This window comes from Streptomyces mexicanus, from assembly GCF_902506575.1.
Lineage (GTDB): Bacteria > Actinomycetota > Actinomycetes > Streptomycetales > Streptomycetaceae > Streptomyces > Streptomyces mexicanus.
Map to the genome: position 1 here is coordinate 6287959 of NZ_LR732544.1, position 12755 is coordinate 6300713.

Here is a 12755-nt window from a genome sequence, read left to right on the forward strand (position 1 = left end):
AGTGGCTCCTTGCGTCCCGATGTCCCATGGGGAAGGACGAACGGGAGATCGTGAAGATTCCCGCCCGCCGAAAGATATCGGCCAAACGATCACGAGGTCCCCGGCGTCGAGATCTGTCCGTCACCTCCGTCTTCCGGGCAGCAACTCCCGCCATGCTGGGACAACTCGCCCTGCGTCGCGGCCGGGAACGGAAGTTCGCGCTCCGGTCGGCTCTTCGAGTTACCAGTGGGTCGGTAGTAGGCTCGCGCCGTTTGTTGACGCACAGGTGTACCCCCGGCCGGAGGGGGTCGAGCTGGGGGAGGCCATGCGCTTTCGCGGGAAGTCCATCCGCAGGAAGATCGTGGCGCTGCTGCTCGTGCCGCTGCTGTCCCTGACCGCCGTCTGGGCGTTCGCGACCGTGATCACGGGACGCCAGGCGGCCCGGCTGTTCGACACCTCGTCCGTGGTCGAGAAGGTCGCCTACCCCACCGAGGACACTGTCCGCGTCCTGCAGCAGGAGCGCCGGCAGAGCCTCGTCCTGCTCGCCGACCCCCGCGCCTCCGACAGCCTCGCCGCGCTGCGCCGCAGCCGCACCGCCACCGACGAGGCCGTCGCACGGCTGCGCCACAACGCCAAGGACACCGGCGTCCGTGACGCGCTCGGCAGCGGCGGCACCGGACGCCTCACCGCCGTGCTGGACGCCCTGGACGGCATCGGCGCCCTGCGCCGCAGCGTCGAGGACCGCACCGTCGACCGGGCGCAGGCACTGGACCTGTACAACCGCCTGGTCGGCCCCTGTTACGACCTGCTCGCCGGGCTGCACGTCACCGACGACGCGAACCTGAACCAGCAGTACCACGCGCTGGTCGACCTCGGCCGCGCCCGCGAACTGCTCTCCCGCGAGGACGCGTTGCTCGGCTCCGCCCTGGTCGTGGGCACCCTCACCCGGGACGAGAGCCGCGCCGTCGCCGAACTCGTCGCCCAGCGCTCCCTGCTCTACGACGTCAGCCTGCCGCTGCTGCCGGCCTCCGAACGCGGCCACTACCAGCGTTTCTGGGCGAACGCCACCTCCGCCCCGCTGCGCGCGGCCGAGCAGGCGGCCGCCGCGACCAGCTCCGGCCTGCCGCGCGAGGTGACGGCGAAGAGCTGGGACACCGCCGCCGCGGACGCCCTCGCGGACCTGGCCGCCCTCGACGACCACGCCGAGGACCGCTACCAGGACCGCGTCCACCCGGTCGCGATGAGGGTCATCACCAAGGCGGCCGTCGCCGGGGTGCTCGGTCTGCTCGCCCTGCTGATCTCCCTCCCGCTGTCCGTGCGCATCGGCCGTGACCTCGTCCGCGACCTCAAGCGGCTGCGCCGGGAGGCCCACGAGGCGGCCGGCGTCCGCCTGCCCGCGGTGATGCGCCGCCTGTCCGCCGGGGAACAGGTCGACGTGGAGACCGAGGTGCCCCGCCTCGCCTACGACAAGAACGAGATCGGCGAGGTCGGCCAGGCTCTCAACACGTTGCAGCGGGCCGCCGTCGAGGCCGCCGTGAAACAGGCCGAGCTCCGCGCCGGCGTCTCCGAGGTCTTCGTCAACCTCGCGCGCCGCAGCCAGGTGCTGCTGCACAAGCAGCTCACCCTCCTCGACGCCATGGAACGCCGCACCGAGGACACCGAGGAACTGGCCGACCTGTTCCGGCTCGACCATCTGACCACGCGCATGCGCCGGCACGCCGAGGGCCTGGTGATCCTCTCCGGCGCCGCGCCGTCCCGGCAGTGGCGCAAACCCGTGCAGCTGATGGACGTCGTCCGCGCCGCCGTCGCCGAAGTCGAGGACTACGACCGCATCGAGGTCCGCCGGCTGCCGCGGGTCGCCCTCACCGGCCCGGCCGTCGCCGACCTGACCCATCTGATCGCCGAACTCCTCGAGAACGCCACGGTGTTCTCCCCTCCGCACACGGCCGTGCAGGTCCTCGGCGAGCGGGTCGCCAACGGGTTCACCCTGGAGATCCACGACCGGGGCCTGGGCATGACCGCCGAAGCCCTGCTGGACGCCAATCTCCGGCTGGCCGAGACCCCGGAGTTCGAACTGTCCGACACCGACCGGCTCGGCCTGTTCGTGGTCAGCCGGCTCGCCCAGCGGCAGAACGTCCGCGTCTCGCTCCAGCCGTCCCCGTACGGCGGCACCACCGCGATCGTGTTCATCCCCGACGCGCTGCTGACGGACGACGTCCCCGACACCAACGGCGTCGGTTTCCGGCTGGACCGGCCCCGGCTCACCGGTAAGGCCGAGCGGGAGGACGGCCGCGGGGCCACCCTGGCCGAGGCGCCGGTCCGGCTTCCCGGGCTGCCTGTCTCGCTGCTGGACGGACCGGTGGAGCTGGAGGCGCCGGTCGATCTGGACGCCGTGGAGGAGTGGGGTCCGGCCGTCCTCGGTGACGAGGACGGTGACAACGGCGGACTGTTCCGCCCGCGCCGGGCGCCGGCCCGGCCGCAGCCGGACCGAGCCGGCCCCCGGCCCCCGGCCGAGGACCGCCGTGGAAGCGGCCTGGACGGTGCCTCCGGCGGGACCACCGACGACGAGGGCCCGGACGTGCCCGTACCGCTGCCCCGGCGGCGGACGCCCAAGCTGGTCAGCTCCCACGGACGCCCGGTCAGGGAGAAGCCGGAGAAGCCCGGGGCATCGGGGAAGTCGGACGAGCCCGGCAAGCGCGGACAGGCGGCGAAGCCCGCGGGGGCGGAGCGCACGGAGCAGGGCGGACGGGCCGGGCAGCCCGGCCGGGGTCTGTCGGCGGCCGACGTGCCCTCCGCGGGCGGCGGCGAGCCGGAACCCGGACCGCCGGCCCCGCTGCCGCGCCGCCGGCGCGGCGCGGCGTCCCTGAGACCGGCGGTGCCCCTTGAGGACACCCCGCAGGATCCCGGCGCCGCGCCGTCACCGCCGCCCGCGGACTCCGGGCCGCAACAGCCCGCCGCCCTCGCGCGGCGCGCCCGCCCGGCCGCGCTCGACGCCGGCAGCGGGGGCGGCGACGGTCCGGACGGCGACGGGCCGAGCCCCGATGTATGTGCACGCTAGGTGCATGTTCCAGAGATGCATGGCGAACAGAAGTGTGCTCGAGCACTTGTCGTCTTTTTTTTTTTTTTTTTCCAAGCAGAAGCCGGCATCCGATTTTTCTCCCTGTCTCGTGGCCTCGGAGATGTTTATAAGAGACGGGCCCGGCCGGCGCCGCCCCGAGCCCCGCCGCAGCGCCGGGCGAGCCCGCCCCGGACACCCGGCCCCTGCCCCGGCGGGTGCGGCAGGCGAACCTCGCCCCGCAGCTCAAGCAGACTCCGACACGGCGTAGCGGCCACCGGGCCGACCCGGCCGAACGGGACGCCGAGCAGGTACGCAGCCGCATGTCCTCCCTCCAGCGGGGCTGGCAGCGCGGCCGCGAGGAGAACGCCGCGGGTGACGACGCCCGCGACTCAGCACCAGGAACGACTAAGGGGGACGGTCGATGACCGCACCGAAGGCGACCGGCCACACCGCGACCGGCAAGAAGGAGCTGAACTGGCTCCTGGACGACCTCGTGGAGCGGGTCGCGAGCATCCGAAAGGCCATCGTCCTGTCCGGCGACGGCCTGCCGACCGGCGTGTCCAAGGACCTGACCCGCGAGGACAGCGAGCACCTGGCCGCGGTGGCCTCCGGCTTCCACAGCCTGGCCAAGGGGGTGGGCCGCCACTTCGACGCCGGCGGGGTCCGCCAGACGGTCGTCGAACTCGACGAGGCCTTCCTTTTCGTGACGGCCGCCGGCGACGGCAGCTGCCTGGCCGTCCTGTCGGACGCCGAGGCGGACATCGGCCAGATCGCCTACGAGATGACCCTCCTCGTCAAGCGGGTCGGCGTGCATCTGGGGGCCGCGCCGCGCACCGACCTGCCCTCCGACGGGTAGTGGGATGACATGAGCGCAGACGGCCGGGCAGGGCACCACTGGTTCGACGACGAGGCCGGACCGGTGGTCCGCCCCTATGCCATGACGCGGGGCCGCACCAGCCATGCGGCCCAGCACCGCCTCGACCTGATCGCGGTGGTCGTCACCGAACCCCACGCGGACGACCCGGACGCGGACCACGCGCTGTCCCCGGAACACGTGGAGATCGTCGAGCGGTGCCGCGACACCCCGCAGACGGTCGCCGAACTCGCCGCGGACCTCGACCTGCCCGTCGGCGTGGTCCGCGTGCTCGTCGGTGACCTCGTGGACGAGGAGTACGTGCACGTGAGCCGTCCGGTACCGCCCGCGGAACTGCCGGACGAGAGTATTCTGCGCGACGTGATCAACGGCCTGCGGGCGCTGTGAGCAGCAGGGAAGCGGGGTAGCGACGTGGCCGGCTGGCAGTTCTGGGTCGACCGGGGCGGCACCTTCACCGATATCGTCGCGCGCCGCCCGGACGGCCGCGTGCTCACGCACAAGCTGCTGTCCGACAACCCCGCGCGCTACGCCGACGCGGCCGTCGCCGGCGTACGCGCGCTCCTGGCCGGGTCCACCGATCCGGTCGACTCCGTGCGCATGGGCACCACCGTGGCCACCAACGCCCTGCTGGAGCGCACGGGGGAGCGGACCGTCCTCGTCATCACCCGCGGCTTCCGGGACGCCCTGCGCATCGCCTACCAGAACCGCCCGCACATCTTCGCGCGCCGCATCGAGCTGCCCGAGCTGCTCCACGAACGGGTGATCGAGGTCGACGAGCGCATCGCCGCCGACGGCACCGTGCTGCGCGCCCCTGACCTGGACGCTCTCGCGGACCCGCTCCAGCAGGCGTACGACGACGGGATCCGCGCCGTCGCCGTCGTCTGCCTGCACAGCCACCTGCACCCCGGGCACGAACGTGTCATCGGTGAGCTGGCCGCCCGCATCGGCTTCCCGCAGATCTCGCTGTCCAGCGAGGTCAGCCCGCTGATGAAGATCGTCCCGCGCGGGGACACCGCCGTCGTGGACGCCTACCTCTCGCCCGTGCTGCGCCGCTACGTCCGGCACATCGCCGACGAGCTGCACGGCGTGCGGCTGATGTTCATGCAGTCCAACGGCGGACTCACCGAGGCCGGGCAGTTCCGCGGCAAGGACGCCGTGCTCTCCGGGCCCGCGGGCGGCATCGTCGGCATGGCCCGTATGTCCCGGCTCGCCGGCCACGACCGGGTCATCGGCTTCGACATGGGCGGCACCTCCACCGACGTCTCCCACTACGCGGGCGCCTACGAACGCGTCCTGACCACGCAGATCGCCGGCGTCCGGCTGCAGGCGCCCATGCTGGACATCCACACCGTCGCCGCCGGCGGCGGCTCCGTCCTGCACTTCGACGGCTCCCGCTACCGGGTCGGCCCGGACTCCGCGGGAGCCGACCCCGGACCCGCCTGCTACCGGAACGGCGGCCCGCTCGCCCTCACCGACGCCAACGTCATGCTCGGCCGGATCCAGCCCGAGCACTTCCCCCGCGTCTTCGGCCCGGAGGGTGACCGGCCCCTCGACGCCGCACTCGTCCGGGACCGTTTCACCGCGCTCGCCCACGACATCCGCCGGCAGACCGGCGACGACCGCACGCCCGAGCAGGTCGCCGAGGGCTACCTGCGGATCGCCGTCGCCAACATCGCCAACGCCATCAAGCGGATCTCCGTGCAGAAGGGGCACGACGTCACCCGCTATGCCCTGACCACCTTCGGCGGTGCCGGCGGGCAGCACGCCTGCCAGGTCGCGGACGCCCTCGGCATCCGCACCGTCCTCGTCCCGCCCATGGCCGGTGTGCTCTCCGCGCTCGGCATCGGCCTCGCCGACACCACGGCCATGCGCGAGCAGTCCGTCGAGGCGCCCTTGGAGCCCGCCGCCATGCCGGGCGTCCTGAAGACCGCCGCGGACCTGGAGAGCGCGGCCCGCGCCGAACTGCGCGCCGAGGACGTCCCCGAGGAGCACATCCGCGTCACCCGGCGGGCCCAGCTCCGCTACGACGGCACCGACACCACCCTCACCGTCGCCCTCGGCGGAGCCGGCGCCATGAAGCACGCCTTCGAGGAGCGTCATCACCGCACGTACTCCTTCACGCTGGACCGTCCCGTCGTCGTCGAATCCCTCTCGGTGGAAGCCACCGGCATCACCGAACCCCCCGATCTGTCCGCCCTCGCCCCCTACGAGCCCGCCCGTGCGGGCCGCGCCGCCGTCGCGGAGACCGTCCGGCTGCACACCGGCGGCACCTGGCGCGACGTCGCCCTGCACCGCCGCGAGGAGCTGCCCCCGGGCGGTACCGTCACCGGCCCCGCGATCATCACCGAGGCCAGTGCGACGACCGTCGTCGACGACGGCTGGCGGGCCGCGGTCACCGACGACGGGCATCTGGTCATGGAACGCGTGGCGGTCACGGAGAGTTCCGACCTGAGTACGGAAGCGGACCCGGTTCTGCTGGAGGTCTTCAACAACCTCTTCATGTCCATCGCCGAGCAGATGGGCGCCCGCCTGCAGTCCACGGCCCAGTCGGTCAACATCAAGGAACGCCTGGACTTCTCCTGCGCCCTGTTCGACCCGGACGGAAACCTCGTGGCCAACGCCCCGCACATCCCCGTCCACCTGGGCTCGATGGGCACCAGCGTCAAGGAGGTCATCCGGCGCCGGGGCCGGCGGATGCGGCCGGGGGACGCGTACGCGATCAACGACCCGTACCACGGCGGCACCCATCTGCCGGACGTCACCGTCATCACCCCGGTCTTCGACACCGCCTGCACGGCGCACACGGCGCACACCGCGAACCCCCCGCACGCCTCGGGCACGGCCGGTACCGCCGACACCGCCGACACGCCCGGTGACCGCATCCTGTTCTACGTCGCCTCCCGAGGCCACCACGCCGAGATCGGCGGCATCGCGCCGGGCTCCATGCCCGCGGGCAGCCGCACCATCGAGGAGGAGGGCGTCCTCTTCGACAACTGGCTGCTCGCCGAAGGCGGGCGCCTGCGCGAGGAGGAGACCCGCCGCCTGCTGACCGCGGGCCCGTACCCCTCCCGCAACCCCGAGACCAACCTGGCAGACCTGCGCGCCCAGATCGCCGCCAACCACAAGGGCGTCGACGAAGTCGGCCGCATGATCGAGGAGTTCGGGCTCGATGTCGTCCAGGCCTACATGCGGCACGTCCAGGACAACGCCGAAGAGGCGGTGCGCAGGGTCATCGACGCGCTCGACGACGGCGAGTACGCCTACGAGACCGACGCGGGCGCGATCATCCGGGTACGCGTGCGCGTGGACCGCGCCGGCCGGTCGGCGACGATCGACTTCACCGGCACCTCACCGCAGCTGCCCACCAACTTCAACGCGCCGCGCGCCGTCGTCGACGCGGCCGTGCTGTACGTCTTCCGCACGCTCGTCGCCGACGACATCCCCCTCAACGACGGCTGCCTGCGGCCGCTGCGGATCGTCGTACCGGCCGGGTCCATGCTCAGCCCCGAACCGCCGGCCGCGGTCGTCGCCGGCAACGTGGAAACCTCCCAGGCCATCACCGGGGCCCTGTACGCCGCGCTGCGCGTCCAGGCGGAGGGCTCCGGCACCATGAACAACGTCACCTTCGGCAACGACCGCCACCAGTACTACGAGACGGTCGCCTCCGGCTCCGGCGCCGGGGACGGCTTCGCCGGAGCGAGCGTCGTCCAGACCCACATGACCAACTCCCGGCTCACCGACCCCGAGGTCCTCGAATGGCGGCTGCCCGTGCGCCTGGAGGAGTTCACGGTCCGCCGCGGCAGCGGTGGCGCCGGGCGCTGGCACGGCGGGGACGGAGCGGTGCGCCGCATCCGGTTCCTGGAGCCCATGACCGTCTCGACGCTCGCACAGCACCGCCGGGTGCCGCCCTACGGCATGGCGGGCGGCGAGCCCGGCGCGCTGGGCGCGGCCCGCGTGGAGCGCGCGGACGGCACGGTCCTGGAACTCGCCGGAAGCGACTCGGCCGACGTCGCCGCGGGCGACGTCCTCGTCGTCGAGACCCCCGGTGGCGGAGGCTACGGCCCCCCGCCGTTCGACCCCCATCGAGCAGGAGAGGCACATCGATGATCTTCGGGCGTTCTGAGCGCGGCAAGCCGCCGGTCGAGCCGGTCACGCTCAAGATCCTCGTGGCGGGAGGGTTCGGCGTGGGCAAGACCACCCTCGTCGGCGCGGTCAGCGAGATCAGGCCGTTGCGCACCGAGGAGCTGCTCACCGAGGCGGGCCGCCCGGTCGACGACCTCAGCGGCGTGGAGGGCAAGCGGACCACCACCGTGGCGATGGACTTCGGCCGGATCACGCTGCGCGAGGACCTGGTGCTGTACCTGTTCGGCACGCCCGGGCAGGAACGGTTCTGGTTCATGTGGGACGAGCTGTCCGAGGGCGCGCTCGGCGCGGTGGTGCTGGCCGACACGCGCCGCCTGGAGGACTGCTTCGCCGCCGTCGACTACTTCGAACGACGCTCGATCCCGTTCCTGGTGGGCGTCAACTGCTTCGAGGACGCCGCCCGTTACCCGGCGGAAGACGTCCGTCAGGCCCTCGATCTGGACGCGGGAGTCCCGGTCGTGCTGTGCGACGCCCGCGACCGCGAGTCGGTCAAGGAGGTCCTGGTGGGAGTCGTCCGGCACGCGATGAGCCGGACGGCGGCCGCCCGCCACCGCACCGTCGCGACCTGACAGGCCCTACCCCTCCCCGTCCTCCAGCCAGCCGAAGCTCCGCTCGACGGCCTTGCGCCAGTTGTGGTGCTCGCGTTCCCGGACCCCGGGCTCCATCGACGGGGTCCACGCGGCGTCCTGCTGCCAGTGCGACTTCAGTTCGTCGAGGCCGCTCCACACCCCCGTGGCGAGGCCGGCCGCGTAGGCGGCGCCCAGGCAGGTGGTCTCGGACACCTTCGGACGGATCACCGGCACCCCCAGCACGTCCGCCTGGTGCTGCATGAGCAGGTTGTTCTTCGTCATGCCGCCGTCGACCTTCAGCGTGGTGAGCTGCACCCCGGAGTCCTGGTGCATCGCGTCCACCACCTCGCGCGTCTGCCAGCTGGTCGCCTCCAGCACCGCACGCGCCAGGTGCGCCTTGGTGACGTACCGGGTCAGCCCGGTGACCACCCCGCGCGCGTCCGAACGCCAGTACGGCGCGAACAGGCCGGAGAAGGCCGGCACGATGTACGCGCCGCCGTTGTCCGCGACGCTCGCCGCCAGCGGCTCGATCTCGTCGGCGGTGCGGATGATGCCCAACTGGTCGCGGAACCACTGCACCAGCGCGCCGGTGACGGCGATGGACCCCTCCAGGCAGTACACCGGCGCGCCGTCGCCGATCTGGTAGCCCATGGTGGTGACCAGGCCGCTCTTGGACGGCACGGGCCGGGTGCCGGTGTTCATCAGCAGGAAGCTGCCCGTCCCGTAGGTGTTCTTGGCGTCCCCCACGTCGTAGCAGGCCTGCCCGAACACGGCCGCCTGCTGGTCGCCCAGGGCCGACGCCACCGGCACCCCCGCCAGATGCCCCAGGGCCGTCCCGTACACCTCGGAGGAGGATCGGATCTCGGGCAGGATCGCCTCGGGGATGTCCATGGCGGACAGGATCGAGCGGTCCCACTGGAGGGTCCGGAGGTTCATGAGCATGGTGCGGCCGGCGTTCGTGACGTCGGTGACGTGCCGACCGCCGTCCGGACCGCCGGTGAGGTTCCAGATCAGCCAGGAGTCGATCGTGCCGAACGCGATCTCCCCGCGCTCGGCGCGGTCGCGCAGGCCCGGCACGTTCTCCAGCAGCCACAGCGCCTTGGGGCCGGAGAAGTAGCTGGCCAGCGGCAGGCCGGTCGCCTCGCGGAAACGATCCTGCCCCTCGGAGCCGCCCAGTTCCGCGCACAGCGCCGCCGTCCTGGTGTCCTGCCAGACGATCGCGTTGTGCACGGGCTTGCCGGTGGCGCGGTCCCACAGCACCGTCGTCTCCCGCTGGTTGGTGATGCCGAGCGCGCTGAGCTGCTCGGCCCGCAGCCCGGCCTTGGCGAGCGCGCCCGCGACCACCGCCTGCACCTTCGACCAGATCTCCGTGGCGTCGTGCTCGACCCAGCCCGGCTTGGGGAAGATCTGGCGGTGTTCGCGCTGGTCGACGGCGACGATGGCGCCGTTCCGGTCGAAGACGATGCAGCGGCTGGAGGTGGTGCCCTGGTCGATTGCGGCCACGTACTTCCCGGCGTTGTCCGTCATGGCTACCCCTTGGTGGCGAGGTCATCAGGCCGCGTCACGTGATGCCGTCGGCTGATGGTGTCGGCTGTTTCCGTCGGTTTCTGCTCCCTCCTGTCCTCATCTGTCCTTGACGGGATCAGTTTGTTCCAGGTGAGCGGGAAGTTGCGCGAGATGGGTGACGGGGGCGCCCGCAGGAGGAGGAGCAGGTTCCGCGGGGCGGGCGCTGTGCCGCGCCCCGGTGCGCCCGGAACGCGGGCGGTGCGACAGCCACGGGAAGTGTTCCCCCGCGCGGGGAGGGCGTCAAGGCGGTCCACCGCGACGCGCGCGCCGCCGCGGCGAGCGCTTCCCCGGAGGCCCTGCCTCCCGATAGATGTAGGAGACATGACACGTCTGACCCGTGCCCTGCGCGGCACGATCACCGCCTTCGCCGCCGTGCTCGCCCTCACCACCGCCTCCGCCACCGCCTCGGCCACCACCCGGGCCCCCGCCGACCCGAAGGCACCCGCGGACTTCGTGGCGCTGAGCAGCGTCGATGCGACGATCATCCAGGAGATCCGCTACTTCACCCCGCACAACTTCGTCGGCGAACGCATCGACGGCTACCGGCAGCCGATGTGCATCCTGACCCGCCCCGCCGCCCAGGCCCTCCACACGGCCCAGCAGCAACTGCTGCGCAAGGGCTACTCCCTGAAGGTCTACGACTGCTACCGGCCGCAGCGCGCCGTCGACCACTTCGTCCGCTGGGCGAAGGACCTCGACGACCAGGCCATGAAGGGCGAGTTCTACCCGCGCGTCGACAAGACGCGGCTGTTCCAGGACGGCTACATCGCGGAGCGGTCCGGACACAGCCGGGGCTCGACGACGGACCTGACGATCGTCCGGCTCCCGGCCCGGCCGACCCACCCCTACGTCCCCGGACAGCCCCTCGTGCCCTGTTACGCCCCCAAGGACGAGCGCTTCCCGGACAACTCGCTGGACATGGGCACCGGCTTCGACTGCTTCGACACCCTCGCCCACACCCTCGACCCCAGGATCCAGGGGCAGCAGCGCGCCAACCGGCTGCTGCTGAAGTCCACCCTGGAGAAGCTCGGCTTCGTCAACCTCGCCGAGGAATGGTGGCACTACACCTACCAGCCCGAGCCGTACCCGGACACCTACTTCGACTTCCCCGTCTCCCGCGCCTCCCTGACGCCGGGACGCTGACGTCCCTCCCCATCGGCATCCCTGAGCGGGCCGCCGCGGGCAACGACTGCCGGACACGCACGAGGAGCCCTCCGGGAGGAGACCTCTTGGAGGAGCACTCCTGACGGAAGACCTCCTTCCGTTGATCGGATACAGTCCGCGCGTGTCCGAAATTCAACATCCGACTGCCAACTCCGTGGCGAACTCGCACTGTTCGAGCTGCGGAGCACCCTACGGAGAGGGCATCTCCGACTGGCCCCGCACCTGCCCCGCCTGCGGGGCCGTGGCCTACCGCAACCCGCTGCCCGTCGCGGTGGCGCTGCAGCCCGTGTACGACACCCAGGGCACCGCCCTGGTCGTCATCACCCGGACCGTCGCCCCCGCGCGTGGGGGCACGGCTCTGCCCGGCGGCTACATCGACCACCACGAGGACTGGCGCCACGCCGTCGTCCGCGAGCTCAAGGAGGAGACCGGCATCGACGCGGCCGCCCGCGACGTGCGGCTCGCCGACGCCATGAGTTCGCCCGACGGGCACCTGCTCCTGTTCGGCCTGCTCCCCGAACGCCCCGCCGACGGCCTGCCGCCCTCCGCCGCCACCGACGAGACGGAGGGCTGGCATCTGCTGCGCCGGCCCGGGGAACTGGCCTTCCCGCTGCACACGCTCGTGGTGCGCGCCTGGTTCGAGGGCCGCTACGTCTGAGCCGTCGGCGCGTCCAGCCCCCGGACGCGCACAGTGCGGGACGGCGCGCCCGGCCCGTCGTCCCGCTCGCACTCCACGGTCACCCGCGGTCCCTGCCGGCGCACCACATAGCGTTCGACCTCCGCCTCGTCCCAGCCGTCGCCCGCGTCCGGCACGACGAGGCCGCCCCCGGTGTGCCCGGGAGCGGGCGCCCACACCTCCAGCTCGAGCCCGCCCTGCTCGCCCCGCACAGGGATCACGGCGCCCGCCCGCGCGAACACGGGAACGCGCTCCAAGGACGCCTCGACCCGCCCCTGCCCGGGCCCCTCGTACGCCCGGCCCGTCGCCGTGTCGTACCAGCGGCCCCGCGGCAGCCGCACCGTCCGCCGCTCCACGCCCGGGGCGAGCACCGGCGCCACCAGCAGGCCGTCACCGAGCAGGAAGGCGTCCTCGCACTCCCGCAGGGCGCGGTCCTCCGGCGCGCCCCACCACACCGGGCGCACATACGGCGCGCCGGTGCGCCGCGCCAGGTGCGCCAGCGTCACGAAGTACGGCAGCAGACGCCGGCGCTCGACGAGCGCCACGCGCGCGCGTGCCAGCACCTCGGGCCCGAACTCCCACGGCTCCCGTCGCCCCGCCCGCGGACTCGCACGCGTGCGGAACAGCGGCAGGTACGCGGCCATCTGGAACCAGCGCAGATACAGCTCGGGGGAGGGGGCGCCGTCGGACCCGCCCACGTCCGGCCCCGAGCAGGGCACCCCGCAC

The 12755-nt window shown here is 72.6% G+C and carries 8 protein-coding genes and 2 pseudogenes; 8 read left to right on the plus strand and 2 right to left on the minus strand.

The annotated features are described in order from the left end of the window. Nucleotides 1-304: 304 nt before the first annotated feature. The 6 genes and pseudogenes from GV126_RS28080 (at nt 305) to GV126_RS28100 (ending at nt 8623) form a co-directional block, all read left to right on the plus strand. Nucleotides 305-3037 (plus strand): nitrate- and nitrite sensing domain-containing protein, encoded by a 2733-nt coding sequence (locus GV126_RS28080; RefSeq protein ID WP_159671984.1) that lies wholly within the window; start codon nt 305-307, stop codon nt 3035-3037. Nucleotides 3038-3180: 143 nt separating this feature from the next. Beyond that, nucleotides 3181-3462 (plus strand): annotated as a pseudogene (locus tag GV126_RS37745) (hypothetical protein); the annotation flags it as partial. Beyond that, the gene (locus GV126_RS28085; protein ID WP_159671986.1) at nt 3459-3893 is read left to right on the plus strand and encodes a roadblock/LC7 domain-containing protein; all 435 of its coding nucleotides are present in this window, start codon (nt 3459-3461) and stop codon (nt 3891-3893) included. The pseudogene GV126_RS37745 and the gene GV126_RS28085, both read left to right, overlap by 4 nt. 9 nt (nt 3894-3902) lie before the next feature. Then, nucleotides 3903-4298 carry a DUF742 domain-containing protein gene (locus GV126_RS28090; protein WP_159671988.1) on the plus strand — a complete coding sequence of 132 codons (396 nt, stop codon included), beginning with the start codon at nt 3903-3905 and terminating at the stop codon, nt 4296-4298. Nucleotides 4299-4322: 24 nt separating this feature from the next. Further along, nucleotides 4323-8034 (plus strand): annotated as a pseudogene (locus tag GV126_RS28095) (hydantoinase B/oxoprolinase family protein). Beyond that, nucleotides 8015-8623 carry a GTP-binding protein gene (locus GV126_RS28100; protein WP_159671992.1) on the plus strand — a complete coding sequence of 203 codons (609 nt, stop codon included), beginning with the start codon at nt 8015-8017 and terminating at the stop codon, nt 8621-8623. The pseudogene GV126_RS28095 and the gene GV126_RS28100 overlap by 20 nt, the downstream one beginning before the upstream one ends. A 6-nt stretch (nt 8624-8629) precedes the next feature. On the opposite strand, the gene glpK is transcribed toward GV126_RS28100, so the two are convergent. Further along, complete coding sequence (gene glpK, locus GV126_RS28105; protein WP_159671994.1) at nt 8630-10150, minus strand: glycerol kinase GlpK; 1521 nt, start codon at nt 10148-10150, stop codon at nt 8630-8632. 360 nt (nt 10151-10510) lie between these two features. Between glpK and GV126_RS28110 the strand changes: the two genes are divergently transcribed. Then, complete coding sequence (locus GV126_RS28110) at nt 10511-11332, plus strand: M15 family metallopeptidase (RefSeq protein WP_159671996.1); 822 nt, start codon at nt 10511-10513, stop codon at nt 11330-11332. 142 nt (nt 11333-11474) lie between these two features. Further along, a complete protein-coding gene (locus GV126_RS28115; RefSeq protein WP_159671998.1) occupies nt 11475-12011 on the plus strand; it encodes an NUDIX domain-containing protein in 537 nt (178 codons plus the stop codon). Here GV126_RS28115 and GV126_RS28120 read toward each other — a convergent pair. Next, nucleotides 12002-12755 (minus strand): glycoside hydrolase family 31 family protein (locus tag GV126_RS28120; protein WP_236570137.1); only part of this gene is annotated, 754 nt, incomplete at its 5' end. The two genes, GV126_RS28115 and GV126_RS28120, sit on opposite strands and share 10 nt — an antisense overlap.

Coding starts and splice junctions, on each gene's coding strand:
- GV126_RS28080 (WP_159671984.1), top strand. CDS start 305: ATGCGCTTTCGCGGGAAGTCCATCCGCAGGAAGATCGTGGCGCTGCTG.
- GV126_RS28085 (WP_159671986.1), top strand. CDS start 3,459: ATGACCGCACCGAAGGCGACCGGCCACACCGCGACCGGCAAGAAGGAG.
- GV126_RS28090 (WP_159671988.1), top strand. CDS start 3,903: ATGAGCGCAGACGGCCGGGCAGGGCACCACTGGTTCGACGACGAGGCC.
- GV126_RS28100 (WP_159671992.1), top strand. CDS start 8,015: ATGATCTTCGGGCGTTCTGAGCGCGGCAAGCCGCCGGTCGAGCCGGTC.
- glpK (WP_159671994.1), bottom strand. CDS start 10,150: ATGACGGACAACGCCGGGAAGTACGTGGCCGCAATCGACCAGGGCACC.
- GV126_RS28110 (WP_159671996.1), top strand. CDS start 10,511: ATGACACGTCTGACCCGTGCCCTGCGCGGCACGATCACCGCCTTCGCC.